This is a genomic window from Amycolatopsis thermoflava N1165, from assembly GCF_000473265.1.
GTDB classification, from domain to species: Bacteria; Actinomycetota; Actinomycetes; order Mycobacteriales; family Pseudonocardiaceae; genus Amycolatopsis_E; species Amycolatopsis_E thermoflava.
The window spans coordinates 2397756-2423820 of sequence record NZ_KI421511.1 but is presented as its reverse complement, the minus strand read 5'-3'; the positions used below and the strand labels follow the sequence as shown (position 1 = coordinate 2423820).

General features: G+C 73.4%; 26 protein-coding genes. 16 read left to right on the top strand and 10 right to left on the bottom strand.

The features are described from left to right. Positions 1–2: 2 nt before the first annotated feature. The 6 genes from metH to AMYTH_RS0112015 all read left to right on the top strand — a co-directional run bounded on the left by metH (position 3) and on the right by AMYTH_RS0112015 (position 8230). Positions 3–3611: a methionine synthase gene (gene metH / locus AMYTH_RS0112040; RefSeq protein ID WP_027930536.1), complete on the top strand. Its 3609-nt coding sequence runs from the start codon at positions 3–5 to the stop codon at positions 3609–3611. Next, positions 3608–4477: a hypothetical protein gene (locus AMYTH_RS0112035; RefSeq protein ID WP_027930535.1), complete on the top strand. Its 870-nt coding sequence runs from the start codon at positions 3608–3610 to the stop codon at positions 4475–4477. Before metH ends, AMYTH_RS0112035 begins: the two co-directional genes overlap by 4 nt. Before the next feature lie 69 nt (positions 4478–4546). Then, complete coding sequence (locus AMYTH_RS0112030) at positions 4547–5014, top strand: DUF6292 family protein (RefSeq protein ID WP_027930534.1); 468 nt, start codon at positions 4547–4549, stop codon at positions 5012–5014. A 130-nt stretch (positions 5015–5144) separates the two neighbouring features. Then, complete coding sequence (locus AMYTH_RS0112025; protein ID WP_027930533.1) at positions 5145–6323, top strand: 4-hydroxybenzoate 3-monooxygenase; 1179 nt, start codon at positions 5145–5147, stop codon at positions 6321–6323. Between the two features lie 104 nt (positions 6324–6427). Continuing rightward, complete coding sequence (locus tag AMYTH_RS49920) at positions 6428–7924, top strand: sigma-70 family RNA polymerase sigma factor (protein ID WP_051362646.1); 1497 nt, start codon at positions 6428–6430, stop codon at positions 7922–7924. A gap of 60 nt (positions 7925–7984) precedes the next feature. Further along, positions 7985–8230, top strand: coding sequence for a hypothetical protein (locus AMYTH_RS0112015; protein WP_157360582.1), 246 nt, complete (start codon positions 7985–7987; stop codon positions 8228–8230). Between the two features lie 325 nt (positions 8231–8555). On the opposite strand, the gene AMYTH_RS0112010 is transcribed toward AMYTH_RS0112015, so the two are convergent. The 6 genes from AMYTH_RS0112010 to AMYTH_RS0111985 all read right to left on the bottom strand — a co-directional run bounded on the left by AMYTH_RS0112010 (position 8556) and on the right by AMYTH_RS0111985 (position 15382). Further along, positions 8556–8909: an STAS domain-containing protein gene (locus AMYTH_RS0112010; protein ID WP_027930531.1), complete on the bottom strand. Its 354-nt coding sequence runs from the start codon at positions 8907–8909 to the stop codon at positions 8556–8558. Continuing rightward, positions 8906–9985 carry a cobalamin B12-binding domain-containing protein gene (locus tag AMYTH_RS0112005; RefSeq protein WP_027930530.1) on the bottom strand — a complete coding sequence of 360 codons (1080 nt, stop codon included), beginning with the start codon at positions 9983–9985 and terminating at the stop codon, positions 8906–8908. Before AMYTH_RS0112005 ends, AMYTH_RS0112010 begins: the two co-directional genes overlap by 4 nt. An 8-nt stretch (positions 9986–9993) precedes the next feature. Continuing rightward, positions 9994–11661, bottom strand: coding sequence for a PP2C family protein-serine/threonine phosphatase (locus tag AMYTH_RS0112000; protein WP_228684726.1), 1668 nt, complete (start codon positions 11659–11661; stop codon positions 9994–9996). 79 nt (positions 11662–11740) lie between these two features. Further along, entirely contained in the window at positions 11741–12940 is a 1200-nt protein-coding gene (locus AMYTH_RS0111995; RefSeq protein WP_027930528.1) for an ROK family protein, read from the bottom strand. Positions 12941–12989: 49 nt separating this feature from the next. Further along, a complete protein-coding gene (gene xylA / locus AMYTH_RS0111990) occupies positions 12990–14168 on the bottom strand; it encodes a xylose isomerase (RefSeq protein ID WP_027930527.1) in 1179 nt (392 codons plus the stop codon). 107 nt (positions 14169–14275) lie between these two features. Continuing rightward, a complete protein-coding gene (locus AMYTH_RS0111985) occupies positions 14276–15382 on the bottom strand; it encodes an ABC transporter ATP-binding protein (protein ID WP_017987899.1) in 1107 nt (368 codons plus the stop codon). Between the two features lie 105 nt (positions 15383–15487). On the opposite strand from AMYTH_RS0111985, the gene AMYTH_RS0111980 reads away from it, so the two are divergent. Beyond that, a complete protein-coding gene (locus tag AMYTH_RS0111980; RefSeq protein WP_027930526.1) occupies positions 15488–16630 on the top strand; it encodes an ROK family transcriptional regulator in 1143 nt (380 codons plus the stop codon). A gap of 107 nt (positions 16631–16737) precedes the next feature. Here AMYTH_RS0111980 and AMYTH_RS0111975 read toward each other — a convergent pair whose 3' ends face one another. Next, the gene (locus tag AMYTH_RS0111975) at positions 16738–17724 is read right to left on the bottom strand and encodes an NAD(P)-dependent alcohol dehydrogenase (RefSeq protein WP_027930525.1); all 987 of its coding nucleotides are present in this window, start codon (positions 17722–17724) and stop codon (positions 16738–16740) included. Positions 17725–17816: 92 nt separating this feature from the next. Between AMYTH_RS0111975 and AMYTH_RS0111970 the strand changes: the two genes are divergently transcribed. Further along, positions 17817–18509 (top strand): alpha/beta fold hydrolase, encoded by a 693-nt coding sequence (locus tag AMYTH_RS0111970; RefSeq protein ID WP_027930524.1) that lies wholly within the window; start codon positions 17817–17819, stop codon positions 18507–18509. Positions 18510–18538: 29 nt separating this feature from the next. On the opposite strand, the gene AMYTH_RS0111965 is transcribed toward AMYTH_RS0111970, so the two are convergent. Next, a complete protein-coding gene (locus tag AMYTH_RS0111965) occupies positions 18539–19000 on the bottom strand; it encodes an OsmC family protein (RefSeq protein ID WP_027930523.1) in 462 nt (153 codons plus the stop codon). Next, entirely contained in the window at positions 18997–19632 is a 636-nt protein-coding gene (locus tag AMYTH_RS0111960) for a GntR family transcriptional regulator (protein WP_027930522.1), read from the bottom strand. The genes AMYTH_RS0111965 and AMYTH_RS0111960 overlap by 4 nt, the downstream gene beginning before the upstream one ends. A 53-nt stretch (positions 19633–19685) precedes the next feature. On the opposite strand from AMYTH_RS0111960, the gene AMYTH_RS0111955 reads away from it, so the two are divergent. The 7 genes from AMYTH_RS0111955 (at position 19686) to AMYTH_RS0111925 (ending at position 24057) form a co-directional block, all read left to right on the top strand. Then, entirely contained in the window at positions 19686–20417 is a 732-nt protein-coding gene (locus AMYTH_RS0111955; RefSeq protein ID WP_027930521.1) for a Type 1 glutamine amidotransferase-like domain-containing protein, read from the top strand. Between the two features lie 79 nt (positions 20418–20496). Next, positions 20497–20763 carry a DUF1876 domain-containing protein gene (locus AMYTH_RS0111950; RefSeq protein WP_027930520.1) on the top strand — a complete coding sequence of 89 codons (267 nt, stop codon included), beginning with the start codon at positions 20497–20499 and terminating at the stop codon, positions 20761–20763. 28 nt (positions 20764–20791) lie between these two features. Further along, positions 20792–21091 (top strand): alcohol dehydrogenase catalytic domain-containing protein, encoded by a 300-nt coding sequence (locus tag AMYTH_RS50280; RefSeq protein WP_027930519.1) that lies wholly within the window; start codon positions 20792–20794, stop codon positions 21089–21091. Between the two features lie 10 nt (positions 21092–21101). Beyond that, complete coding sequence (locus AMYTH_RS50275; RefSeq protein ID WP_027930518.1) at positions 21102–21473, top strand: MDR/zinc-dependent alcohol dehydrogenase-like family protein; 372 nt, start codon at positions 21102–21104, stop codon at positions 21471–21473. A 57-nt stretch (positions 21474–21530) separates the two neighbouring features. After that, the gene (locus tag AMYTH_RS0111935; protein WP_157360780.1) at positions 21531–22106 is read left to right on the top strand and encodes an RNA polymerase sigma factor; all 576 of its coding nucleotides are present in this window, start codon (positions 21531–21533) and stop codon (positions 22104–22106) included. Continuing rightward, positions 22103–23263 carry a hypothetical protein gene (locus AMYTH_RS0111930; RefSeq protein WP_027930516.1) on the top strand — a complete coding sequence of 387 codons (1161 nt, stop codon included), beginning with the start codon at positions 22103–22105 and terminating at the stop codon, positions 23261–23263. The genes AMYTH_RS0111935 and AMYTH_RS0111930 overlap by 4 nt, the downstream gene beginning before the upstream one ends. A gap of 176 nt (positions 23264–23439) precedes the next feature. Next, positions 23440–24057 (top strand): class I SAM-dependent methyltransferase, encoded by a 618-nt coding sequence (locus AMYTH_RS0111925; RefSeq protein WP_027930515.1) that lies wholly within the window; start codon positions 23440–23442, stop codon positions 24055–24057. A 6-nt stretch (positions 24058–24063) separates the two neighbouring features. Here AMYTH_RS0111925 and AMYTH_RS0111920 read toward each other — a convergent pair whose 3' ends face one another. Beyond that, the gene (locus tag AMYTH_RS0111920; RefSeq protein ID WP_228684724.1) at positions 24064–25368 is read right to left on the bottom strand and encodes a cytochrome P450; all 1305 of its coding nucleotides are present in this window, start codon (positions 25366–25368) and stop codon (positions 24064–24066) included. 93 nt (positions 25369–25461) lie between these two features. Between AMYTH_RS0111920 and AMYTH_RS0111915 the strand changes: the two genes are divergently transcribed. Then, positions 25462–26055, top strand: a complete 594-nt coding sequence (locus tag AMYTH_RS0111915; RefSeq protein WP_027930513.1) for a TetR/AcrR family transcriptional regulator — start codon at positions 25462–25464, stop codon at positions 26053–26055. Positions 26056–26065: the final 10 nt, after the last annotated feature.

Below are 26065 nucleotides of genomic sequence, written 5' to 3'. Positions count from 1 at the left end.
CGGTGGACACGACGAAGGCTCTGCGGGAAATCCTGAGCGACCGGGTGGCCGTCCTCGACGGCGCCTGGGGCACGATGCTGCAGGGCGCGGGCCTCACCCCGGCCGACTACCGCGGCGACCTGATCGGCGACCACCCGCAGGACGTCACCGGCGACCCGGACCTGCTCAACCTCACGCGCCCCGACCTGATCCTCGACGTGCACCGGCAGTACCTCGCCGCGGGCGCGGACATCACCACGACCAACACGTTCACCGCGACCAGCATCGGCCAGGCCGACTACGGCCTGCAGCACCTCGTCCGCGAGATGAACGTGCGCGGCGCCCAGCTGGCCCGCCAAGCCGCCGACGAAGCAGGCGGCAAGTTCGTCGCCGGCTCGATCGGGCCGCTCAACGTCACCCTGTCCCTCTCGCCGAAGGTCGACGAGCCCGCCTACCGCGCGGTCACCTTCGACGAGGTCCGCGACGCCTACGCCGAGCAGATCGCCGCGCTCGCCGAGGGCGGCGTCGACCTGATGCTCATCGAGACGATCTTCGACACCCTCAACGCGAAGGCCGCCATCGCCGCGGCCCGCGAGGTCGCCCCGCACCTGCCGCTGTGGATCTCGGTGACGATCGTCGACCTCTCCGGGCGCACCTTGTCCGGCCAGACCGTCGAGGCGTTCTGGAGCGCGATCGAGCACGCCCGCCCGCTGGTCGTGGGTGTGAACTGCTCGCTGGGCGCCGAGGAGATGCGCCCGCACGTCGAACAGCTCTCCCGGCTGGCGGGCACCTACGTCGCCTGCCACCCCAACGCCGGCCTGCCCAACGCGTTCGGCGGCTACGACCAGACGCCGGACGAGACAGCCCGCATGCTGGGCGAGTTCGCCGGCACCGGCATGGTCAACATCGTCGGCGGCTGCTGCGGCACCGGCCCCGAGCACATCGCCAAGATCGCCCAGGCGGTCTCCGGCGCGGCTCCGCGCGAGGTGCCGCCGCCGCGCACCCACACCCGGTTCAGCGGGCTGGAGCCGTTCGAGATCGGCGCCGACACCGGGTTCGTGATGATCGGCGAGCGCACCAACGTCACCGGCTCGGCCAAGTTCCGGCGGCTCATTGAGTCCGGCGACTACCAGGCCGCCGTCGACGTCGCGCTGGACCAGGTCCGCGGCGGCGCCAACCTGCTCGACGTCAACATGGACGCCGACCTGCTCGACTCCGAGCACGCGATGACGACGTTCCTCAACCTGATCGCCACCGAGCCGGAGGTGGCCCGCATCCCGATCATGGTCGACAGCTCGCGGTGGAGCGTGCTGGAGGCCGGGCTCAAGTGCGTGCAGGGCAAGGGCGTGGTCAACTCGATCAGCCTCAAGGAGGGCGAGGAGCAGTTCCTGCGCCAGGCCCGCCGAATCCGCGACTACGGCGCCGGTGTCGTCGTGATGGCCTTCGACGAGAAGGGCCAGGCCGACACCACCGAGCGCAAGGTGGAGATCTGCGCCCGCGCCTACGACCTGCTCACGCGCGAGGCCGGGTTCCCGCCCGAGGACATCGTCTTCGACCCCAACGTGCTGGCCGTCGCCACCGGCATCGCCGAGCACAACGGCTACGCCAAGGCGTTCATCGAAGCGCTGCCGCTGATCAAGCAGCGCTGCCCGGGCGCGCGCACCAGCGGCGGCATCTCGAACCTGTCGTTCTCCTTCCGCGGCAACGACGTCGTGCGCGAGGCGATGCACTCGGCGTTCCTGTTCCACGCGGTGCGCGCCGGCCTGGACATGGGCATCGTGAACGCCGGCCAGCTCACCGTCTACGAGGACATCCCCGCCGACCTGCTGGAACTGGTCGAGGACGTGTTGTTCGACCGGCGCGAGGACGCCACCGACCGGCTGGTGGAGTTCGCCGAGACGGTCCGCGGCCAGGGCCGCAAGCGGGTGGTGGACCTGTCGTGGCGCGAGGCTCCGGTGGCGGAGCGGCTGCGGCACGCGCTGGTGCACGGCATCGTCGACTACATCGAGGACGACACCGAAGAGGCGCGGCAGAACTTCGCGCGGCCACTGGAGGTCATCGAGGGTCCGCTGATGGACGGCATGAAGACCGTCGGCGACCTGTTCGGCTCGGGCAAGATGTTCCTGCCGCAGGTGGTCAAGAGCGCGCGCGTGATGAAGCGGTCGGTGGCCTACCTCGAGCCGTTCATGGAGGCGGAGAAGGAGGAGCTGCGCCGGTCCGGGCAGGTGAGCACCGAGCGCGGCCAGGGCAAGATCGTGCTGGCCACCGTGAAGGGCGACGTGCACGACATCGGCAAGAACATCGTCGGCGTCGTGCTGGGCTGCAACAACTACGAGGTGATCGACCTCGGCGTGATGGTGCCCGCGGCGAAGATCCTGGACACCGCGGTCGCCGAGAACGCCGACGCGATCGGCCTGTCCGGGCTGATCACGCCGTCGCTGGACGAGATGGTGTCGGTCGCGACGGAGATGCAGCGGCGCGGGCTGAAGATCCCGCTGCTGATCGGGGGCGCGACCACGTCCCGGCAGCACACCGCGGTGCGGATCGCGCCGGCGTACGACCACACGACGGTGCACGTGCTGGACGCGTCGCGGGTCGTCGGGGTGGTGTCGGACCTGCTCGACCCCGACCGCGCGGCGGCGCTGGACACGGCGAACCGCGCGGAGCAGGAGCGGTTGCGTGAGCAGCACGCGGGCAAGCAGCGCCGCCCGATGCTCACGCTGGAGCAGGCGCGGGCCAACCCGGAGCGGGTGTCCTTCGACGACCTGCCCGTGCCGTCGTTCACCGGGGTGCGCGCGGTGTCGCCGGGGCTGCCCGCGCTGCGCGAGATGATCGACTGGCAGTTCCTGTTCCTCGCGTGGGAGCTGAAGGGCAAGTACCCGGCGATCCTGGAGCAGCCGGTGGCGCGGGAGCTGTTCGACGACGCGAACGCGCTGCTCGACGAGATCGTCGCGAACGAGCTCCTGGAGGCCCGCGGCGCCTACGGCTTCTGGCCCGCGCACAGCGAGGGCGACGACATCGTGCTGGAAAACGGGGTGCGCTTCCCGATGCTGCGCCAGCAGACGTCCAAACCGGACGGTCGCGCGAACCGCTGCCTCGCCGACTACGTGGCGCCTGCGGGGGACCACCTCGGCGGGTTCGCGGTGACCGTGCACGGGGCCGAGGAGCTGGCGCGCCACTACGAGTCCCAGAACGACGACTACCGGGCGATCATGGTGAAGGCGCTGGCCGACCGCCTGGCCGAGGCGTTCGCCGAGTACATCCACCTGGAGGCGCGGCGGGAGTGGTTCGAGCCGGACGCGCAGCCGTCGCTGGCGGACCTGCACGCCGAGCGGTTCCGCGGGATCCGGCCCGCGCTCGGCTACCCGGCGAGCCCGGACCACAGCCAGAAGCGGGAGCTGTTCGACCTGCTCCAGGCGTCGGACCTGGGCCTCGGGCTGACGGAGTCGTTCGCGATGACCCCGGCGGCCAGCGTGAGCGGGCTGATCTTCGCCCACCCCGAGTCCCGGTACTTCACCGTGGGCCGCCTCGGACGCGACCAGGTGACCGACTACGCCCGGCGACGCGGACTGCCGCAGCCGGAAATCGAGAAGTGGTTGCGCCCCAACCTGGACTACGATCCCGCGGAGTGACGATCTCCGAGGAGCTCCGTGACACGGATGTGGTCACGGACCTGCAGCTGTGGTTCCCGGCGCCCAGCCTTGGGGATGCCGTGACGGCCTGCCAGCACTTGATCGCGGCGCTGGGAGCGTGGCGGTTTTCGATCGGGCCGGCCAACAGCGATCCGCCGGGACCGTACGACGCCCGGCTGCTGATCCGGTCCCGATCCCGGGACGGCGAAAGCGGGATCCAGGCGATCCGGCGGGTGGCGCTCGGGCACCTGGAGGTGATCGGGCTGGACCCGGCGCTGCTGGAGGTCACCGAGATCGGCGGGCAGCCCTTCGGCCGCGTCTACCGCGCCGAGTTGCCGGACGGCACGTTCGCGACGATGTTCGTCAAGCGTGGGCAGGACCCGTTCGGCACCGAGCCGGAGGAGATCGAGGTCGAAGAGCTCGAACCGCTCGGCCCGGAGGGCGGGTTCGACGAGGACGAGATCCGTGAAATTATGGAGCTGGCGCACGCTGTCACCAGCACGCGGGTCGTGATCGTCGCGGAAATATCCGGCGCGGACGGGATCGATGCGCGTGACATGGTGCGCGGCCTGGCCGGCGAGCTCCGGCGGCACACGCTCCCGTCGGAGGAGGACATCGAGGTCAGCGAGCCGCGGCGGCGGCCGAGCGGCACGATCGAGGTCGCCGCGCTCGTGGGTGGCACCGAGCGGGAGGCGTTCGAGGCCGTGGAGGCCGCTGCCCGGGCGCTGCGGAGCTTCACCTGGCTCGAGCCCGCCACGGTCGACGATCCCCATCGCGGGGACCACTTCGCCGTCGAGGCGGTTCCGCAGGCGCAGTTCGTCCGGCTGGAGGTCCACGCGGCGACGGGACTCGGCGTGGTCGGTTGAGGGGTTTTGGTCACCCGGTCAGGTGGTAGTCCGCCCGCACGGCCGACTACTCACTCAACGGGGCGTGAGATGCATCTGGAATACGAGCACGCGGCGGCCTCCGGGCTGCGTCGTTACGTCAACACCGTCGCCGAGGAGCTGGGCTGCAGCGGCGAGGCCTACTACGCCCACCTGGACCCGCCGCCGGCGTACGCCTACCTCGCGCTCGACGACCGGTTGCGCGACCACCCCGCCCAGGACACGGCCCTGGTGTGGAACGAGCACGACGGCTGGGCGGTGGCGATCGAGACCACGGCCGGGCACGAGCTGAGCGTGGTCCGCTACTACGGGACCGACCTGCTGCCGCCGCCTCCCGAGGTCGCCCGGTTCGTGGCCGAGGTCTTCGAGGGCCGCGCCCCCGACGCGGCGCCCGTGGGCACCACCGACGGCGCCGCGGTCCGCCAGCACCTGGCCACCTACGCGATCCCGTACCAGGATCGGCCTGCGCAGCGGCCCGGACGGCCCGTCGAGCGGTCGCGCCGCGGCCCGGCCCGCTGATCCAGGCGGCCGCCCACCGCGGCCGGCGCCTGAGCGCGCCGAGACCACCATCCACGACCTCCCCGGAAACCGTTGCAGCGCCGGGCGCTTTCCGGCACACTGCCGCAATCGCACCACCTGGGGAGGGATCGTGGTCGCGCGCACCGGGGTCGTCGTCGTGGGGGCCGGGCCCGCCGGGCTCGGCCTCGCCAACGTGTTGCGGGACAGGGGAATCGGCTGCGTGGTGCTCGAGGAGCAGACCCGCGCCTTCATCGAGGCCCGCCCGCGCGCCGGCTTCATCGAGGAGTGGGCGGTGCGCGCGCTCGACGAGCGCGGCCTGGCCGACAAGCTGTTGTCCACCGCGCCGAGCCAGGGCCGCTTCGAGTTCCGGTTCGAAAACGGCCGCCACCCCTTCTCCTACGAGCAGTGGGCCGGCCAGCGGCACTTCGTCTACCCGCAGCAGCTCCTCGTCACCGACCTGGTCGCGCACTACGCCGACAAGGGTGGCGACATCGAGTTCGGGGTCCGGGAAGTGGCACTGCACGACATCGAATCGGCCACGCCCGCGGTCACCTTCACCGCAGCCGACGGCACCGCCCGCCGCCTCGGCTGCGACTTCATCGCCGGCTGCGACGGCGCGCAGGGCGTCACGCGGCGTCACCTCGCAGGCAATCTGCTGACCCACGACTACGGCATCGGCTGGCTGGCGCTGCTCGCCGAGGCCCCGCCCAGCGCCGACGGCGTGCTGTTCGGCATCCACCCCCGCGGGTTCGCCGCGCACATGGCGCGCACCCCCACCGTCACCCGCTTCTACCTGCAGTGCCCGCCGGGCGACTCCGAGGACAACTGGCCGCACGAGCGCGTCTGGTCCGAGCTGCACCAGCGGCTGGGGGTGCCGGACGGTCCGCTCGTCGAGGGCGAGCTGATCGAGAAACGCGTCCTCGACATGCACAACTACGTCCACGAGCCGATGTCCCGCGGCAGGCTGTTCCTGGCAGGCGAGTCGGCGCACCTGGTCGCCCCGATCGCGGCGAAGGGCCTCAACCTCGCCCTGCACGACGCGTTCCACCTGGCCGAGGCGATCGAGGCCCACTACGGCGGCGACGACGGCCCGCTGGCCCGCTACTCGGACACCTGCCTGGCCCGCGTGTGGCAGTACCAGGAGTTCTCGCAGTGGCTGTCGGACATCTTCCACAGCTCCACCGTCGACCCGCCGGCCGACCCGTTCCGCGCCCGGCTGGCGCAGGCCCGGCTGCGCCGTCTGCTCGGGTCGCCCGCCGCGGCGGCCTCGTTCAGCGAGATCTACATCGGCAAGGCCGCGGATTTCTGACCAATCCCGTGCGGTGATCCACGCGGCATGGCAGGCTGCCCCGTAACGAAACTCGCGAGTGCGGAGTCTCCTCGGGCAAAGGCGCCCGGGCGACGAGGAGGACCATGGCGGGGGACACGGACGTCGATGCCGACCTGATCGAGGCGGTCCGCGCGGGCGACCTGCTCGCCTACGACCGTCTCTTCCGGCGGCACCTGCCCGCGGCGCGCCGGGTGGCGTCGATGATGTGGCGGGACCGGTCCGAGGTGGACGACCTGGTCGCCGAATCGTTCCTGCGGGTGCTCGCGGCGATCCGCGACGGCGCGGGTCCGGCCGAGCGGTTCCGCCCCTACCTGCTGGTGACGCTGCGGAACCTGGCGATGGACTGGGGGCGCCGCCGCGAGCGGTGCGACCCGTGGGCCGTAACCCGCGACGAGGGCGCGCCCGGCGTCGAGGAGATCGTGATCGACCGGCTCACCGGCCAGGTGGCGCTCTCGGCGTTCGAGACCCTGCCGCCACGCTGGCGGTACGTGCTGTGGCACACCGAGATGCTGGGCACCCGGCCCGCGGCGCTGGCCGCGGAGCTGGGCATGACCGCCAACGGGGTCGCCGCGCTGGCGGTGCGTGCCCGTGAGGGGCTGCGGCAGGCGTTCCTGCAGGCCCACGTGCCCGCGGCGCGCGCCGAGGACTGCCGCAGCGTGCGACGGCGGCTGGGGGCGTGGACGCGCGGGAAGGTGACCGCGCGGCAGGGCCGGGCCGTGTCGGCGCACCTCGCCGGCTGCCCCAAGTGCCACCGGGTCGCCGCGGTGCTGGAGACCGTCAACGGCGGGCTGCCCGCGCTGGCGTTGCTGCCGCTGCTCGGACGGCTGCTGGGCGGCGGCGGGGCGCCCGCGGCGTCGATGGCCGCCGGTGGCGGGGTGACGGCGATCTCGAAGATGGCCGCCGCGGTCACGCTCGCGGCCGTCGCGGCCGTTGCCGGACCTGCGGTGGTGCCCGACCGGGCGGTTGCGCCGGAGACCCTGGCCGCGGCGCCGGTGCGGCCTGTCGCGCCGGACGTCGCCGCTGTGGCTCCGCAGGTCCGCGTCCCCGGCACGGTCGGCGCCGCGCTCGCGGAGAGCGGGGCGAAGGACGGCCGCCCGAACGGCAACGGTCCCGCGAACGGCAAGGGTTCTGCGACCGGTAATGGCGTCGCGACCGGCAAGGGCACCGCGACCGGCAAGGGCATTGCGACCGGTAACGGCATTGCGACCGGCAAGGGTTCTGCGAACGGTAACGGTGCTGCGACCGCCAAGGGCACTGCGAACGGTAACGGCGCCGCGAACGGTAACGGCATTGCGAACGGTAACGGCATTGCGAACGGCAACGCCGGGGCCAACGGAAACGCCGAGGCCAGGGGTGCCGCGGGAGCCAGGAGCAGCGCCGGGGCCAAGGGCAATGGCGAGGTCAAGGGCAAGGGCGCGGTGATGAGCGCGACCGGCCAGGCCAAGGCCGCCGCACCGAAGGCGGCCAAGCCGCAACCCGCGAAGCTGGAACGCCCCGAGCCGAAGGCGGCCAAGCCGAAACCCCCGAAGCTGGAACGCCCCGAGCCGGAGGCGAATCCCGGCAAGTCCCCGCGGAAGTGAGGGCCCACCAGCCACCCACTCGGCTGCTCGCGCAGCGGGACTTGTCCGAGTAACTCGCAGGTGGTGGTGCCTGTGGTTGCGGGTGCGTTGCTCGCGCAGCAGGACCTGTTCGAGAAGCTCGCGGTGGTGGTGCCTGTGGTTGCGGGTGCGTTGCTCGCGCAGCAGGACCTGTTCGAGAAGCTCGCGGTGGTGGTGCCTGTGGTTGCGGGTGCGTTGCTCGCGCAGCAGGACCTGTTCGAGAAGCTCGCGGTGGTGGTGCCTGTGGTTGCCGGTGCGCTGCTCGCGCAGCGGGACTTGTCCGAGTAACTCGCGGTGGTGGTGCCTGTGGTTGCGGGTGCGTCGCTTGCGCAGCGGGACTTGTCCGAGTAACTCGCGGTGGTGGTGCCTGTGGTTGCGGGTGCGTCGCTTGCGCAGCGGGACTTGTTCGAGTAACTCGCGGTTGGCGGCGGCCCGCGGTTGCCGGTGCGTGGCTCGCGCAGCGAGAGCCTGTTCGGGTGGCCCGGGCGGAGGTAGCGGGCTCGCTCGCGGAGCCACTCCGGGTTCAAGCGGTGCCGCGGCACTGCCGCCACACCAGCCAAGGTCCGCGCGCCCGATCTGCCCCGGCTCGAGGCGCAGGAACCGAACCCCGAGGCTAGTCGGGATCCCCCTGGCCGTCCTTCCGCGCCGGGGCGGTCAGGTAGTCCAGCGTGCGCGTCATGTCGAGCAGCCGCTCCAGCACCGGCGGCCGGTCGTCCAGGTGCAGGTTCGCCCCGGCGCCCTGCACCCGCCGCGCGATCATCAGCAGCGTGGACAGCCCGTAGGAGTCGCAGAAGTCCAGCGACCCGAAGTGGAGCCGGACGTCGCGCAGGCCCGGGGCCAGCCGGGCGGTCACCTCGCGCAGCAGGTCGTCGCCGCTGCGGTAGTCCAGGTCCCCGGCGAGGACGCCGTGCAGCGTCCGGGCGTCGTGGGTGGTCCAGCTCGTCGTCAGCGGCCGCGGTTCGGTCATCCCGGCCCGCCCTGGCCGGTCCCGAGGCGACCGGACAACTCCTCCCGCGCCTCCGCCAGCAGCGCGGTCGCCCTGGGGAAGTCCCGCAGCTCACCGGCCAGCAGGTCCAGCGCCGGGATCAGCGAGCCCGGCGGCACCCCGCGCGCCGCCAGGATGTCGGCGGTCCAGGTCAGGAACGCGGTGAACAGCGAGGCGTCGCCGGTGTAGAGCGCGGTCGACAGGAAATCGACGATGTGCGCCAGGTCCTCGATGGTGTACTGGCGCTGCAGCTCGGTGTACTCGCGCATCGCGGGCAGGCGCTGTTCGAGCCCGGCGTACACCGCGCGCACCAGCTGCGGCGAGCTGCGGCGGACCAGCGTGTACTCCTGGTCGGCCAGGTGCGGCAGGTCGTCGATCGGCTGGTGCGGGGCGTGCGGCCGGGTCAGCGGGTCGTCCGCGAGCCGGTCCGCGGCGGCGCGCGCGTCGGGCGCCCACGCCTCCGCGCCCAGCAGCCGCGCCCACCGGCCGTCCGGGCCGAACGCGGCGCCGCCGGCGATCACCGGCACCCCGGCGGCCTGGCACGCGCTGATCGTGGCGTGCGCGGCCGGCAGCCGGGTGGGCAGCGAACCGGACAGCGCGACCGCCTCCGGCCCGGTGCGGTGCAGGTGCGTGATCAGGTGCGGGGTGGGCACCTGCGCGCCCAGGTAATCGACCCGGAACCCGCGCAGCGTCAGCACTTCGGCCAGCAGCCGCGCGGGCAGCGCGTGCCATTCACCGTCCACACAGGACACCGTGATGCGCCCGCGGGTCACCCGGGGCCGCGGCGTCTCGCGGACGAGGTGGACGATCGCCCGCTCGTTGATGGCCGTCGCCGCGTGCTCCTGCGCGACGCTGATCCGGTTGGCCGCCCACTCGTGCCCGACCCGGCGCTGCACCGCGCCGATGACGTCCAGCAGCACGGCCTCCGTCCCGACGCCGCCGTGCAGCGCGGCCAGCACCGCCTCGGTGGCCGCGTACTCGTCGCCGTCGAGGACGGCGTCCCACAGCCGCTCGGCGTGGTCCGTGGTGTTCGCGGGCTGTGTCACGGTCTTGTTCATGCTGCTACCTACGGTGATCCGGGACCGCGCACGGCGGTCAGGTGCCGCTCGCGCGGGGCGGTGATGGCGAGCAGGGCCATGTCGTCGTGCAGTCCGCCGCCCACCCATTCGCTCGCGAGCATCTGCACGCGCTCGACGACCGCCTCGGCGGGCATCCCGGCGCACTCGCCGAGCACGCGGCGCAGCCGGGCCTCCCCGAACATCTCGCCGCCGAGCGGGCCGCCCCGCGCCTCGGTGATGCCGTCGGTGTAGAGCAGGCAGGTCTCACCGGGGGCCAGCACGATGTCCTGACCGGACACCTCGATCTCCGGCAGCACCCCGATCAGGCTGCCGCGGCAGACGACCTCTTCGACCGTCCCGTCGGCGCGGACGACCAGCGGCGGCAGGTGCCCGGCGCTGGTGACCCGCAACCGGACCTCCTGGCCGTGCCGGCACGCCGAGACCAGCGCCAGCGTGGCGAACCGCGTGTGGTGCGAACTGAGCAACGACGAGTTCAGCAGGCGGAGCATGCGGCCGTGGTCGTCCGCCATCGGCAGCAGCGCGTGCAGCGTGTTGCGGATCTTGCCGGTGAGCACGGCGGCCTCGAGCCCCTTGCCGCACACGTCGCCGAGCAGGGCCAGCGACTCGCCTTCCCCGAGGTGGTGGACGTCGTAGAAGTCGCCGCCGAGCCGGTCGGTGTCCTGGGCCGGACGGTACCCGCCGGCGAACTCGACCCCGCCGATCTGCTCCAACACCGGCGGCAGGAGCTCTTCGGTGAGGACCTCGGTGATCGAGCTCTGCTGTTCGAACAGGCGCGCCGCGGACATCGCCGCGCCGGAGCGGGCGGCGAACAGGCGCGCGAACACCTCTTCGTCCTCGGTGAAGGCGTGGTGTTCGGTGCGGCGCAGCAGGATCAGCGCGCCCGCCGGCACCCCGTGGCCGGGCAGCGGGGTCACCACGACCGAGCCGACCCGGCCGAACCCCTCCGGCACGATCCACGTCGGGGCCTGGGCCGGGTCGATCCAGCGGGACGGCACCGGCGGGAACCCCTGCAGCGCCTCGGCCAGCCCGGGCAGCTCGTCCGGGTCGATCTCGAGGGTCAGCGGGCACGGCCGCGCACCGCGCACGCAGACGACGGCGGAGTAGCGGCCGCGCGTGCCCGGCGCGACGATCCAGGCCGCGTCGGCGAGGTGGCCCGCGGACAGTTCGGCGGCCACCTCCATGGTGCGGGGCACGTTGAGTGACCCGAGCAGCGCGTCCGAGGCCGCGCTGAGGAAGGCGGTGCGTTCCCGTTCCCGGCGCAGCGCCTCGCGCGCCGCGTGGAGCTCGGTGGTCTCCACGAGCCACCACATCACCGGCCCCTCCGGCTGCCGGACCGGGTGCGCGTCGAAGGTCCGGTCGTCGACCCGGCCCGCCGCGACGGCAGGTCCGGCCGCGTGGGCGGCACACAACCAGGCCGAGACGCAGTCGGCGAGCAAACGCCCGGGACGCAGCGCGGGGAACAGCAGACGGGCGGCTTCGTTGGCCGCGTGGACGGTGCCGTCCGGGGCGGCGAGCAGGGCGGGGTGCGGCGCACCGTCCCAGCCCGCGTCGATCCCGGCGGGGGAGGCGGAGACGAGACGGTCGGATTCAGTCAAGACGTGGGCGCCGGCGTGCCCGCTCCCTTCGAACGTGGTCGGGGTGAGATGCCTCGGCATCAGCTTCCCTCAGCGCGCCGGACGGGAGCAAACCGGGCCGGTGATCAACCGGGGCCGGCCGGTCCCGAACCCGCGCCGGTCACGGCAGCCAGCGGGCCGGGTCGGTGAGGACCCCGGCCAGTTCCCGGTACGCGGCGCCGGTCGCGCCGGGGGCGGGGATGTTCTTCGCCGCGTGGATCGCGGGCGGGGTCCACCGCGCGGACAGCACGCGTTCCCGCAGGCGGCTCTCCAGCTCCGGCCGCAGCAGGTCCGCCACCTGCGCCAGGTGCCCGCCGAGCACCACCGTCGGGATGTCCAGCACGTTGATCACCCCGGCCAGCGCCACGCCGAGCGCCTGTGCCGCAGCGGTCACCGCCTCCCGCCCCCGCGCGTCGCCCGCAGCGGCGAGTTCCGCCAGGTGCGCCGGGGTCGACGCGGGTGTCAGGCCGGCGGCGGCGAGCAGCGCGTCCCGGCCGGCGTAGGTCTCCAGGCAACCCGTCGACCCGCAGCGGCAGGCCGGGCCGGCCGGGTCGACGCACACGTGGCCGATCTCGCCCGCCCACCCGTGCCGCCCGGCCATCACCTCGCCACCGACGACGGCCGCGCCGCCGATGCCGATCTCGCCTGACAGGTACACGAAGTCCGGGAACGGGCCCGGCCGCCCCGGCGCGACCTCGGCGACCGTGCGGGCCGCGAGGCTGGCCTCGTTGCCCACCCGCAGCGGCAGTCCGGCCACCGCGGCCGGGTCGAGCAGCTCCGCGGGCCGCACGCCGGACCAGCCGAGGTTCGGCGCGCGCAGCAGGGTGCCGGTGGCGGCCGCGACGATGCCGGGCAGCGCCAGGCCCGCCCCGACCAGCCGCAGGCCTTCTGGCAGCCCCGCCAGCACCCGTGCGGACAGCGCGCCCAGCCGGTCCAGGGTCGCTTCCGGATCGCTTTCCACCAGGTCGGCGTACTCCAGCGACTCGGCGACCACGCGGCCCCGCAGGTCGACCACCCGCACGGCGAGGAACCCGGCGTTGACCTGCAGCCCGACCGCGGCCAGCCGGGAGCCGGGCACCAGGGGAGTGGCCGGACGGCCGCGCCTGCCGCCGCCGTCCGGCTCGATCTCGCCGAGCACCCCGCCCGCGACCAGCTCGTCGGCCAGCCGCGTGGCGGTGGTGCGGGTCATCGAGGTCGCCGCCGCCACGTCCGCCCGCGACAACGGCCGGGCGGACGCACACACGGTGCGCGCCACCAGCGCCAGGTTGCTCGCCCGCAGGCTGGACTGGCGGGCGCTCGTCTGCTGATCGAGGGCGGTCACGGCGGCGATCCTAACCGGCGCACTGATTTCGTCCAGTCGATGGACGAAATCAGCCGATCAGGTGCTCGAGCGCGAGCTGCTGCAGCTGGACGAACCCGTAGTCGCGCTGGGCCGCCTTCTCCGGGTCGAAGCCGTCGTCGGCGGCCAGGAAGTCCGCCACCGACTCGCCCGCGCCCAGCGTCGGCTCGGCCAGTTCGAGGACCCCCGCCCGGTCCCACGCCTCGCGGACGCGCGGGTCCTCGCGGAAGGCCTTCGCCTTGTCCGCCAGCATCAGATATGTCGACATGCACGCCCGCGCCGAGTCCCAGATGCCGTCCATGTATTCGGTGCGCGAGGGCTTGTAGTCGAAGTGCCGCGGGCCGGTGTAGCGGGGCGCGTCCGGGGAGCCCGGGAAGCCGTTCTCCAGCAGGTCCACCGTGAAGAACGCGGAGATCAGGTCGCCGTGGCCGAACGCCAGGTCCTGGTCGTACTTGAGGCCGCGCTGGCCGTTGAGGTCGATGTGGAACAGCTTGCCGCTCCACAGGGCCTGGCCCAGCGCGTGCGTGTAGTTGAGGTTGGCCATCTGCTCGTGCCCGGTCTCCGGGTTGAGGCCGACGATGTCGCCGTGCTCCAGCTGCGCGATCAGCGCCAGCGCGTGGCCGACGGTGGGCAGGAAGATGTCGCCGCGCGGCTCGTTCGGCTTGGGTTCCAGGCCGATCCGCAGGCCGTAGCCCTGCGACTTGATGTAGCCGGCGACGGTGTCCAAGCCCTCCTTGTAGCGCTCGAACGCGGCGTGGATGTCCTTGGAACCGTCGTACTCGGAGCCTTCGCGGCCACCCCACATGACGAAGGTGCTCGCGCCCATCTCGGCGGCGATGTCGACCGCCTGCAGCACCTTGCGCAGGCCGAAGCGGCGCACGCCGCGGTCGTTGGAGGTCAGGCCGCCGTCCTTGAACACCGGGTGGCTGAAGGTGTTGGTGGTGACCATCTCGATCACCAGGCCCGCCTTGTCGGCGGCGTCCTTGAGCCGTCCGGTGAGCCGCTGCTTCGTGGCCAGGTCGGCGTCGAAGGGGAAGACGTCGTTGTCGTGGAACGTGATGCCCCACGCGCCCAGCTCGGCGAGCTTGTCGGAGTACTCCCACGGGTCCAGCGCCGGGCGGCTCGGGCCGCCGAAGGGGTCCGTGCCAGTCCAGCCCACGGTCCACAGGCCGAACGAGAACTTGTCCTCAGGGGTCGGTTGGCGCACCATCGCAGCTCCTCCGGGTTTTGTTTTCCGGAGTAACTTATTCGCGAGGGGTGCGGACAGTCAAGGGGCCGGTGGCGGATCCGCCACCGGCCCCTCGTGGTGTCGTCGGGTCAGTCGGCGGAGGGCAGCCGCTCGCCCGTCTCGGGGTGGAAGGCGTGCACCTCCTCGGCGTCGCCGACCGCGATCTGGACGGTCTCGCCCAGCTGCGGCGGGCGGCGGCCGTCGGCGCGGACCACGAACCGCTCCACGCGGTCGCCGATCTTCACGCCGCCGTGGATGTAGGCGTCCGCGCCCAGCTCCTCGACCAGTTCGACGGTCAGCTTCGCCGCCTGCTCACCCGCGCCGGCCAGGCGCAGCGACTCCGGCCGCAGGCCCAGCGTCACCGACTCCACCCCGGCCGAGCGCGCCGCGGCGAGCGTCGCGCGGGGGAGCGGCACGGTCAGCCCGTCGAGCTGGGCGCCGTCCGGGGTGAGGGCGACCGTCTTGAGGTTCATCGCGGGCGAGCCGATGAAGCCGGCCACGAAGGCGTTGCGCGGGCGTTCGTACAGGTTGCGCGGGGTGTCGCACTGCTGGAGCTTGCCGTCCTTGAGCACCGCGACGCGGTGGCCCATCGTCATGGCCTCGACCTGGTCGTGCGTCACGTAGATGGTGGTGGTGCCCAGGCGCTTCTGCAGCGCGGCGATGTTCGCGCGGGTCTCCACACGCAGCTTCGCGTCCAGGTTGGACAGCGGCTCGTCCATCAGGAACACGGCGGGCTCGCGGACGATCGCGCGGCCCATGGCGACGCGCTGGCGCTGACCACCGGAAAGCGCTTTCGGCTTCCGGTCCAGGTACGGGGTCAGGTCGAGCAGGGCGGCGGCCTCGCGCACCCGCTCGGCGATCTTGGCCTTGGAAACCCGCTTGAGCTTGAGCGCGAAGCCCATGTTCTCGGCGACCGTCATGTGCGGGTAGAGCGCGTAGGACTGGAACACCATCGCGATGTCGCGGTCCTTCGGCGGGACGGCAGTGACGTCCTTGCCGTCGATGTGGATGGCGCCCTCGTCGACGTCCTCCAGGCCGGCCAGCATCCGCAGGGCGGTCGACTTGCCCGAGCCCGACGGGCCGACCAGAACCAGGAACTCGCCGTCGGCGATGTCGAGATCGAGGCTGTCCACGGCCCGGACCGGCGGGTTGCCGGGGTAGAGCCGCGACGCCTGCCGGTAGCTGACCTCAGCCATGGGGACCGCCCTTCACGTCACGTCGTCGTACCCGGACTGTCTATCCGGGCGGCCGCGGTGCTGGCCAGAGTTCGTCAATTCACTAAACTGACAAACGTGGAGGCGATGGGCGCGCAGGCGATGCGGCGGCACAACGTCGCGCTGGTCATGGAGCTGATCGCCAGGGACGCGCCGGTGTCGCGGGTCGAGCTGGCGCAGCGGACGGGGCTGACGAAGGCGACGGTGTCCAGCCTGGTGGCGGAGCTGACCGGGGCCGAGCTGGTGCGGGACCTCGGGCCGGAGCCGGGCCGGGCGCCGGGCCGTCCGGCGGGGCGGCTCGTGCTCGATCCGTACGGGCCGGTGGCGCTGGGGCTGCAGTTCGGGGCCGGGCACATCGCCGGGGTGATCCTGGATCTGTCGGGGCGGCCGCTCGCGCGGGAGCTGCGGCGGTTCGACGTGGCCGGGGCCGGTGCGGCGGAGGGTGCGCGCGCGGCGCGGCCGGTGCTGCGGCGGCTGTTCGACGAGGCGACCACGGCCGGGCGGCTGGTGGCCGGGGTGGGGGTCGCGGTCGGCGGGCTGGTGTCGCGGGGACTGGTGACGGCGTTGCCCCTGGGGTGGCGCGGGGTCGACGTGCGGGCGCTGGTGGCAGGGGAGTTGCGGGCGCTGGACCTGCACGGGCTGGACGTGCTGGTGGCCGGCGAGGTGGCGTGCGCGGCGCTGGCCGAGTACCAGGCCGGGGCGGCGCGGGACTGGTGGTACCTCGGCGGCGAGGAGGTGATCGGGCTCGCGCCGCTGAACCCGGCGGCCGAGCTGGCCGGCGACCTGGGGCACGTCCCGGTGCGGCGCCGCGGTGAGGTGTGCGCCTGTGGCGGGCGGGGGTGCCTGGAGCTGTACGCGGGCCGCGCCGGGATGGCGGCGTCGGCGGGCGTGGCGGATGCGGGGGTGGCCCGGCTGCTGGGGGTGGAGGAGCCGCTGGTGGGGCGGGTGCGCGCGGCGGACCCGGCGGCGCTGCGGGCGGTGGACCGGGCGAGCGAGGCGATGGCCGACGCGCTCGTCGGGGTGCGCGCGCTGCTCGCCCCGGAGACGATCGTGCTGGGTGGCCGACTCGCGGCCTTCGGGGAGCCCTTCCGGCAGCGCGTGGTGGAGCGGCTCGCGCCCGGGCTGACCCTGCGCCCGGCGAAACTGGGCGCCGACGCGGCCCTCCGCGGCGCGGCGGGCAGTGTGATCGCTCGGGTGGTGGCGGACCCGCTGAGCTGGATCGAGGGCTGACCGTCCCCGTTGCTGTTCGGCGCCGCGAGACGTGGCGGCGCGGGAAGCGGTACCCCCGCCGGGGGGAAGGTGGTGGCGGGACGTGTGTGCGGCGCGGCGGGCGGCACTCAGAGCGTGATCACCACCTTGGCCCGCGCGTGTTCGGTCTCCAGGTAGCGGATCGCCTCCGCCGTCTTCTCCAGCGGGAAGCCCCGGTCGATCACCGGCTCCACGCGGCCCGCCTCGATCAGCTCGGTCAGGGACGTGAGCAGCGCCCGGTTCGACGAGCCGGAGAAGTCCGCGATCCGCTGCCGGGTGAACCGGGACGCGAGCCGTCCGCGGATCATCAGGCCCATCGGGCCGAACACGCTGCCGCCGCGGGACACGCCTCCGCCGGAGAGCAGGAGCGTGCCCTCCGGTGTCAGGACCCGGCGCAGGTCTGCGAGCGAGCGGTTCCCGACGAGGTCCAGCACCAGCTGGTAGCGGTTCATGCCCCGGGCGAAGTCCTCGCGCGTGTAGTCGACGACGTGGTCCGCGCCGAGCGAGGTCACCAGTTCGACGTTGCGCGTGCTGCACACCGCGGTCACCGTCGCGCCCAGCGCCTTCGCGATCTGCACCGCGAACGTGCCCACCCCGCCGGACGCGCCGTTGACCAGGACGTGCTGTCCCGCCCGCAACCGCCCGGCGTCGCGCAGCCCGACGAGCGCGGTGCTGCCGGCGAGCGGCACCGCGGCGGCCTGCTCGAAGGTGAGCTTTGCCGGCTTGGGCGCCAGCCGTTCCGCGGGCACGCACACGTACTCGGCGAAGGCGCCGTCGGACTCGCCGGTGTCGCCGTACACCTCGTCGCCGGGGGACAGGCCCGTGACGCCGTCCCCCACCGCGTCGACGACGCCGGCCACGTCCCGGCCCCGGATGCGGAACCGCGGGCCGCGCAGGGAACGCGCGGCGAGGCGGAGGACGTAGGGATCGCCGCGCATGATGTGCCAGTCGTAGGCGTTGACCGCGGCCGCGCGCACGCGGACGAGGACCTCGCCGGACGAGGGCCGCGGCTGGGCGGTTTCCCGCAGGGAGAGCGTGTCGGGTGAGCCGTACCGGTCCTGGACGATCGCCTTCATCGGAAGCCTCCGTGTCGTGGCGGTACGGCGACCGTAAGGCGATCCCGGTAAAACCGGTATCGGGGACAACCCTGACGTTCTAGGCTCTGCCGATGATCGTCATCCTCGTCCCCGGCTTCTGGCTCGGCGCGTCGTCCTGGCGCGACGTCGAACCCCCGCTGAGCGCCGCCGGCCACACCGTGCGCGCGCTGACCCTGCCCGGCCTCGAAGCGGACGCCGACCGCTCCGGGATCGGCGTGCGCGACCACGTCGCCGCCATCGTGGCCGCGATCGACGCGGAGGACGAGCCGGTGGTCCTGGTCGGTCACTCCGGCGGCGGGCCCCTCGCCTACGCCGCCGCCGACGCCCGCCCGGACCGCGTGGCGCGCATCGTCTTCGTCGACGCCGGGCCGCTGTCCAGCGGCGCATCCATCAACGACGCCCTGCCCGCGGAAGGCGCCGACGTGCCGCTGCCGGACTGGGCGGCGTTCGAGGAAGCCGAGCTGGCCGGCCTCACCGGCGAGCTGCGCGAGCGGATGCGCGCCGAGGCGATTCCCGAGCCGGCTGCCGTGACCCGCGAACCGGTCGAGCTGTCCGACGAGCGCCGCCGCGCCATCCCGGCGACGGTGATCTGCACGTCGATGCCCGCCGCCCAGGTGCGTGAGCTGATCGCCGCGCAGCACCCGTACGTGGCCGAGCTCGCGGCGATGAGCGACGTGGATCTGGTCGACCTGCCGACCGGGCACTGGCCCCAGTTCAGCAGGCCGGCCGACCTCGGCGCGGCGATCGTGGCCACGCTCGGTTAGTCCACTCCGGATTTCCGTGATCTCCGCGGTCAGGCGACGTGGATCACCGGGGCGTGGTGGACCGGGAAGTTCACCGAGTTCGCGATGAAGCACAGTTCGTGCGCCCGGTGGTGCAGCTCGGCGGCCTTGTCCGCCGCGCTCGCGTCGGTGATCGTGACCTCCGGGTGCAGTGTCACCTCGGTGAAGTGCCCGCCGCCGCCGGCGGTTTCGGCCATGCGGCCGGTCGCGGTGTCCAGGTAGCCGGTGACCGTGATGCCGTGCCGGGCGCACAACGCCAGGTAGGTCAGCAGATGGCACTGCGACAGCGACGCCACCAGCAGCTCCTCGGGGTTCCAGCGGGCCGGGTCGCCGAGGAAGGCCGGGTCGGCGGTCGCCGCGATGGGCGCCTTGCCCTCGGCGGTGACGTCGTGCCCGCGGTCGTAGGCGCGGTAACCCCCGTCGGTGGAGCCGTTCCAGCTGACCGTGACCTCGTAGCCGTGTTCCTTGCTCATCGGGATGTTCCTCCGGGTAGTGCGGACAGGGTGCTCAGGACGTGGTCGCGGGCCAGGGCTGCGGCTGACGGCCCATCCCCGGCGGTGATGGCCCCGACGAGCCGGCGATGCTCGTCGTCGACCTGGCCGGTGCGGCTGGGGGCGGACAGGGAGTCCCGTGTGGACACGAGGATCCGGTCCCACACGCGGTCGAGGAAGCCGAGTGCGAGGGAGTTCCCGGCGAGGACGGCGACGTGCCGGTGGAACTCGCGGTTGTGCCGCACACCGGCGATCAGGTCGCCGGCCCGGGTGGCGCGGTCGGCGTCGTCGGCGTGACCGGTCAGCCGGGCCAGCGCGGCGGGCGCGATCTCCCCCGCCTGCTGCCGCTGAGCGGCCAGCTCCGCGGTAAGCGCTTCCAGGGAGGCGCGGACGAGGTAGGCCTCGCGTAGTTCCGCATCGCTCAGCCGGATCACGGTGACGCCACGCTGCCCGCTTTCGACCAGGCCGTCGCTTTCCAGGCGCCGCAACGCCTCCCGCACCGGCGTGCGGCTCACGTCGAGCCGCTGCGACAGGTCGAGTTCGGTGAGGCGCTGTCCGGGCGGGAAGGCTCCGCCGACGATCAGCTCCCGCACGCGGTCGTACGTCGTCTCCACGGCATGCACTGTATACAATGCATGCAAGCGACGCCAGTCCGTAGGATCACGCCATGGCAGCCGACGAACCGACGATCCTGGCCACCTCCGGCGGCGTCCGGGCCTCGGCGCGACTGGACTGGGAGGTCGGCCCCCTGACGCGCTACGCGGTCGAGCTCGCCGGCGTCACCGGCCGCGCGCCTCGGGTGTGCTTCCTGGGCACCGCCTGCGGCGACGACCGCCGCCTGACCGCCACTTTCTACGAGAACGCGTGGCGCGAGGGGTGGGCGGGCAGTCACGTGGCGCTGCTGCCGATGCCGAACATCGCCGACCTCGCCGGGCACCTGCTGTCCCAGGACGTGATCTGGGTGTGGGGCGGCAGCGTCGCCGGGCTGCTGGCGCTGTGGCGGTTGCACGGCCTGGACGCGGTGATGCGCGACGCCTGGCAGGCCGGGGTCGTTCTCACCGGCGTGTCGGCGGGCTCCATCTGCTGGCACACCGGGGGCACGACCGACTCGTTCGGCCCCGAGCTGCGGCCGGTGACCAACGGGCTCGGCCTGCTCCCGTGGTCCAACGGCGTCCACCACGACAGCGAACCCGCCCGGCGGCCGCTGTTCCAGTCGCTGGTCGCGGACGGCACGCTGCCGCCCGGCTACGCGACCGACGACGGGGCCGGACTGCTCTACCGCGGCGGCGAACTGGCCGAGGCGCTCGCCGAGCGGGACCGCGCCGGGGCGTACCGGGTGGAACGCGGCCCGGACGGCGACGCGGTGGAGACACCCCTGGACGTGCGCCGGATCCGCTGACGCACGCGGTGACTTCCGGCCCTTCCTGCGCCCCGCCGGCCGGAGCAGCGTGGAAGCCGGAGACCACCGGGAGGCTGCCATGCGGGACAAGAACTGGCGCGTCGACATCGTGATCGACGAGCACGAGACGCGCACCCGCGCCACGGCGCGGCTGCGCACCGGCGAGCGGACCAACCTGGTCGGGATCGGGACAGCCCGCCTCAACCCGGCCGACACCAACGTGCCCGAGATCGGCGACGAGCTGGCCACCGCGCGGGCGCTCAGCGATCTGGCGCACCGGCTGCTCGACGCGGCCGCGGGCGACATCGAGGAAGTGACCCACCAGCCCGCGCACCTGCGGTACTGACAGCGCTGCCGGCCAGGGGAGGACCGTGATGAAAGCGGCTGTCGTGTCCGAGACCGGCGCGAAGCTGGAGATCCGGGACCGCCCGGTGCCGGAGCCCGGACCGGGCCAGGTGCTGGTCCGGATGCTCGCCAGCGCCTTGTGCCACACCGACGTCCACCTCCTCCAGGGCGACTGGCCGCTGCGGCCGAGCCCGTCGTCGATACCCGGGCACGAGGGCGTCGGGGTGGTGGAGGCGCTGGGGCCCGTCGCCTCGCTGCACCGGCCTGGGGAGCGCGTGGCGATCAGCTGGCTCGGCTCGGCGTGCGGGCACTGCGAGCGTCCCGGATGAACTGTCCGCTGTGGACGCCGCCGCGCTGACGTGCGCCGGGACGACCGCGTTCCGGGCGGTCAAGGTGTCCCGGCTTGCCTCGGGGGAGCTGGTCGCGGTGTTCGGCGTCGGCGGGCTCGGACCTGGCCCGCCGGGTGGGCGCGTCGCGCGGCCCGCCCGCGGCGCACTGACGGTGCCGCTGTTCGACGCGGTGACCGGCTCGATCGCCGGGACCCGCCGCGACACGGCCGACGTGTTCACGCTGCACGCCGCCGGGCGGACGTGCGTGGTGGCCGAGACCCGCGAGCCGGAGGAGGTCAACACCTGCCTCGCCGAACTGCGGGCCGGCGAGATCCCGGCCAGGGTCGTGCTCGACCTCGGCGCGTCGCTCTGGACGCTGTGACAACATCAGGCGGGGTGACAACACCAGGCGCGGTGCCGGCCACTGTCCGGTGTGACCATGCAACTGACCGGACTGGGGGCACCGGTGGAGCCGGGCGACGCCGATCTGTGGGCGCGGGCCGCGCGGGGTGACCGCGAGGCCTTCACGGCGCTCTTCGAACGCCACGCGCAGGCGGTGTGGAACCACGCCTACCGGCTGACCGGCTCCTGGGCCAGCGCCGAGGACCTCACCTCCGGGACTTTCCTGGCCGCGTGGCGCAGACGCGGCGACGTCACATTGGTGCGCGACAGCGCGCTGCCCTGGCTGTTCACCGTCGCGGGCAACCTCGCGCGCGACGAGCACCGGGGCCGGGCGCGGCGGCTGCGGCTGCTGCGCCGGATGCCCGCTCCCGCTGCGGTGTCCGACCACGCCGACGGCGTCGCCGACCGCATCGACGCCGAGGTGCGTCTGCAGCGGATCGTCGACGCCGTCCGCGCCCTGCCCGCGGCGCAACGGCAGGTCGTCGAGCTGTGCCTGCTCGGCGAGTTGCCGATCGCCGACGCCGCCGCCCTGCTCGAGGTCGCCGAGGTGACCGTGCGCGCACACCTGTCGCGCGCCCGCGCCCGGCTCCGTGCCCTGCTGGAGGAGAAATGAGCCACACCCTGCCGCCGCGCCGCGAACTGCCGCCCGAGGTCCGCGAACGGATGCGCGCGACCGTGCGAGCCGGGATCGCCCCCCACCGCGGCCGCGCGCTCGTGGCCGGCGCCGCCGTGATCGTGCTCGTCGCCGGGGTGCTGGTCGGCGCCCAGTTCTTCCGCTCGTCCGCGCCGGTTCCCGCCGGTTCCGGCGGTGTGGACGACCGGTGCTGGGCCGCGATCGAGTCCGCGGGCAAGACCGGGCAGGTCCCGCCGCGGCAGGAGTGGCGCGCCACCGGCAGCCACGTGCTCGGCGACGCCGTCGTCACCTCCTACCTCGCCGGCGGCAGGCCGGTGTTCTGCGAGACCACGGCGACCACGGTCACCGTGTCCGATCCGGCCGCCGAGCCGGCCTACGCCGCGGGCAGCCGCGCCGGGCTGTTGCTCTACACCGGGACGGGACTGGCTGCCGGGGTGGCCGATCCTTCGTGGCCGGCCATCGAGCTGTCCCTGCCCGATGGCCTCGGCATCACCGTCGAGCCGGTCATGCCGGGGACCGGCGCGTTCACCGCCTTCACCGCGACCGACCCGGCGACCACGACCCTGTGGGCCGGGATGTCCGTCCAGGGCCAGAAGACCCGCCCCGGGCCGCGGGTCGAGCTGCCGCCGGCCCCGGCGCCGCTGGTCAACGTCGTCGACCGGCCCGGTGACCGGACCTCGCCCGCCGGCCGGGCGCTCGGCGAATGCCTGGCCGCGCTGCCCGCACCGCCCGCCGACGCCGACGGCTACCAGCCCGGCGGCCTGCTGGAGCACGGGCCGTACCGCGTGGTGCTCGGGCGCAGCGCCGCGCACATGATCGCGTGCGTGACCGGGCCCACCGGATCGTCACTGCACCTCGACACGTTCCTCGGCACGTCGATCCCGGTCCGCAGGCTGTCGGTGCCCGCGCAGGCCGGGAAGGTGCCGTTCGTCGGCCTCGCGCCCCGGTCGGCCACGAGCATGGTCGCCGACTTCGGCACCGGGGAGGCCGTCACGGTGCCGGTCGTGAACGGGACGTTCGCGGTCTGGCTGCCCGACGGCGCGAAGCCGGTGTATCCCGACACGGGTGAGGCGTGGGTGCGGGTGCAGGACGCGCGAGGGGCCGCCCTCTACAACGGCTCGGTCGTGCTTCGCTGACAGTGCGACCGAAGGGGCGCCGCCACGGCACCCGGCATGGGCCCGCGCCGGTCGTGCTCGTCCACTTCGGACCTATCCGGGTGCGCACGGGCCGCACACTGGTCTGGCGAGGTGAACTGGCCGGTGCGGGTCTTTCGGCACTACCGCCGGCCGCCCGGTGGGGGCACCGTGCAGGCGTGGGCATCTACCAGCAGCAGGTGCTGCCGCGGCTGATCAACGTGCTGTGCGGCATGGAAGTGGCAGGCCCCTACCGGGCGCGCGCGTGCGCCGGCCTGCACGGGCGGGTCCTGGAAATCGGCTTCGGCTCCGGCCACAACGTCCCGTTCTACCCGGCCGCGGTCACCGCCGTGCACGCGATCGAGCCCTCCGACGTGGCCTGGAAGCTGGCCGCCGAGCGCGTCGCCGCCTCGTCCGTCCCGGTCGAGCGGTCCGGCCTGGACGGGCAGTCCGTACCGCTGCCGGACAACACCTGCGACACCGCCCTGTCGACCTACACGCTGTGCACGATCCCGGACGTGGTGGCGGCGCTCAAGGAGGTCCGGCGGGTGCTGAAACCCGGTGGCACGTTGCACTTCCTCGACCACGGTCTGGCCGAGGACGGCAAGGTTCAGCGCTGGCAGCACCGCCTGGACCCCCTGCAGGGGCGCGTGTTCGGCGGCTGCCGCCTGACACGCCGGATCGCCGACGTGGTCACCGAGGCCGGGTTCGTCATCCGCGAGCTCGACCGGTTCTACGAGAAGGGCGCGCCGAAGTCCCTCGGCGCGGATTACCTCGGCGTGGCGGTGTCCCCGTGACCCGGCTCAGCGCAGCCGCGCCGGCAAGTGTTCGAAGCCCCGCAGGATGCGGGTGCTCCGGCGGGTCGCGCCGGGCGTGAGGCGCAGCTCCGGGAAGCGGTCGAACAGCGTCCGCAGACCGACCTCGCCCTCCATGCGGGCCAGCGCGGCGCCCAGGCAGTAGTGCCTGCCCGCCGAGAACGAGATGTGCTCGCGGGCGTTTTCGCGGCGGACGTCGAACCTCGCGGGGTCCTCGAAGACCTCCGGGTCGCGGTTGGCGCCGGCCAGGATCGTCGTCACCACCGAACCCCCGCGCACCCGCACGCCGCCGACCTCGGTGTCGCGCAGGCAGGTGCGCCCGGTGAGCAGCACCGGCGGGTCGACGCGCAGGATCTCGTCGACCGCGTTCGGCCACAGCGACGGCTCCGCACGCACCGCGGCGAGCTGGTCGGGGTGGTCGTGCAGCAGGGTGATCCCGTTGCCGAGCAGGTTCACCGTCGTCTCGAAGCCCGCGGCGAGCACCAGCCCGGCGGTCGCCCGCAGCTCCAGATCGGTCAGCCCGACCCCGTCCTCGCGCGCCGCGACCAGCTGGCTGAGCAGGTCGTCGCCGGGGTCGGCACGCAGGCGCTCCAGGTGGTCGCCGAGCCAGGCGTCGAAGTCGGCCAGCGCCGACTCGACCGCGCGGAACTCCCGCCACGGCAGCCCGAGGTCCAGGCTCGGCGCCGCGGCGGTGCCCAGCTCCAGCACCCGCTGCCGCTGCTCCGGCGGCACCCCGAGGATCTCGGCGATCACGGTCACCGGCAGCAGCGCGCAGTAGGCCTCGACGAGGTCGACGGGCCGGTCCGGGTCGAGCGCGTCCAGCAGCTCGCGGGCGATCTCTTCGGTGCGGGAGCGCAGCTTCTCCACGGCGCGGACGGTGAACACGCGGGTCACGAGCTTGCGGTAGCGGGTGTGGTCCGGCGGCTCGGTCGCCAGCAGCGACGGCGGCGCGATCGGGTGCAGCCTGTCCGACGCCGACCACTCGCTCAGCCGCGCCAGCACCCCGTCCGACCCGGCGCCCACGCCGGCGCGGAAGTCGTTGCTGGTCAGCACTTCCCGCACCGTCGCGTGGCTGGTCGTGACGTACGCGAACGAGCCTTTGTAGAGCGGGCCGTGGCCGCGGATCTCGTCGAACAGGCCGGACAACGCGGCGGTGGGGGAGACCGCGGCCTCGGCCACGAGCCGCGCCTGCAGGTCGCCGCGCCGGGCCGCGGCACGCAGGACCGTGCGGGGCAGTGCGTGGCCGATGCCCCAGCGCACCACCGGTTTCACGCCGTCCTGCAGCCGGGTCATCACGACATCCACCTCCACCGTGGTACTGCCGGGTACCAGGCACGGTAGAGCCGGACGTGCCGCCCGGTCAAGCGGCTGGGTTAGGTTGGCGGAGTGACGGACGTCGACGTGGCGGGCACCGGGTTCCGCGACCGGCTGCTGCAGGGCATGGCCGCCGCCCTGCGTGAACGGGACTACCACGACGTCACGATCGCCGACGTGGTCAACCACGCCCGCACGTCGAAGCGCACCTTCTACGAGCAGTTCGCGAGCAAGCAGGAGTGCTTCGTCGAGCTGCTGCGGCAGACCAACGCGCGGATGATCCGGGACATCGCGGCCGCGGTCGAGCGGGACGCGCCTTGGCAGGCGCAGGCGCGCCAGGCGGTGGAGGCGCTGATCGCGTCGATGGAGAGCGATCCCGCGCTGTGCCTGAGCTGGATGCGGGCGGCGCCCTCGCTGGGCGAGGCCGGCCGCGCGCTGTCCCGCGAGACGATGGACTCGTTCGTGACGTTGATGCGCACGCTGGCGGACACGCCGGAACTGCGGGCGGCCGGTGTGGTGCCGCCGTCGCGGGAGCTGGCGATCACCCTGTTCGGCGGGCTGCGCGAGCTGATCGCGATCACCCTGGAAGAGGGCGGGAACCTGGCGGGCACGGTGGACGTGGCGACCGAGGTCGTCATGCTGCTCATGGGACCCCGGGCACGCTGACCTGCCCCGG

What these genes read in the sequence shown, in the direction of transcription:
- AMYTH_RS0111965 (WP_027930523.1), bottom strand. Translation starts at nt 19,000, where the DNA reads ATGAGCAAGGAACACGGCTACGAGGTCACGGTCAGCTGGAACGGCTCC.
- AMYTH_RS0112010 (WP_027930531.1), bottom strand. Translation starts at nt 8,909, where the DNA reads ATGACCGAACCGCGGCCGCTGACGACGAGCTGGACCACCCACGACGCC.
- AMYTH_RS0111975 (WP_027930525.1), bottom strand. Translation starts at nt 17,724, where the DNA reads ATGAAGGCGATCGTCCAGGACCGGTACGGCTCACCCGACACGCTCTCC.
- AMYTH_RS0111980 (WP_027930526.1), top strand. Translation starts at nt 15,488, where the DNA reads ATGGGCGCGCAGGCGATGCGGCGGCACAACGTCGCGCTGGTCATGGAG.
- AMYTH_RS0112030 (WP_027930534.1), top strand. Translation starts at nt 4,547, where the DNA reads ATGCATCTGGAATACGAGCACGCGGCGGCCTCCGGGCTGCGTCGTTAC.
- AMYTH_RS0111950 (WP_027930520.1), top strand. Translation starts at nt 20,497, where the DNA reads ATGCGGGACAAGAACTGGCGCGTCGACATCGTGATCGACGAGCACGAG.
- AMYTH_RS0111930 (WP_027930516.1), top strand. Translation starts at nt 22,103, where the DNA reads ATGAGCCACACCCTGCCGCCGCGCCGCGAACTGCCGCCCGAGGTCCGC.
- xylA (WP_027930527.1), bottom strand. Translation starts at nt 14,168, where the DNA reads ATGGTGCGCCAACCGACCCCTGAGGACAAGTTCTCGTTCGGCCTGTGG.
- AMYTH_RS0111970 (WP_027930524.1), top strand. Translation starts at nt 17,817, where the DNA reads ATGATCGTCATCCTCGTCCCCGGCTTCTGGCTCGGCGCGTCGTCCTGG.
- AMYTH_RS50280 (WP_027930519.1), top strand. Translation starts at nt 20,792, where the DNA reads ATGAAAGCGGCTGTCGTGTCCGAGACCGGCGCGAAGCTGGAGATCCGG.
- AMYTH_RS0111935 (WP_157360780.1), top strand. Translation starts at nt 21,531, where the DNA reads ATGCAACTGACCGGACTGGGGGCACCGGTGGAGCCGGGCGACGCCGAT.
- AMYTH_RS0111920 (WP_228684724.1), bottom strand. Translation starts at nt 25,368, where the DNA reads ATGACCCGGCTGCAGGACGGCGTGAAACCGGTGGTGCGCTGGGGCATC.
- AMYTH_RS49920 (WP_051362646.1), top strand. Translation starts at nt 6,428, where the DNA reads ATGGCGGGGGACACGGACGTCGATGCCGACCTGATCGAGGCGGTCCGC.
- AMYTH_RS0111985 (WP_017987899.1), bottom strand. Translation starts at nt 15,382, where the DNA reads ATGGCTGAGGTCAGCTACCGGCAGGCGTCGCGGCTCTACCCCGGCAAC.
- AMYTH_RS0112000 (WP_228684726.1), bottom strand. Translation starts at nt 11,661, where the DNA reads ATGCCGAGGCATCTCACCCCGACCACGTTCGAAGGGAGCGGGCACGCC.
- AMYTH_RS0111955 (WP_027930521.1), top strand. Translation starts at nt 19,686, where the DNA reads ATGGCAGCCGACGAACCGACGATCCTGGCCACCTCCGGCGGCGTCCGG.
- AMYTH_RS0112005 (WP_027930530.1), bottom strand. Translation starts at nt 9,985, where the DNA reads ATGAACAAGACCGTGACACAGCCCGCGAACACCACGGACCACGCCGAG.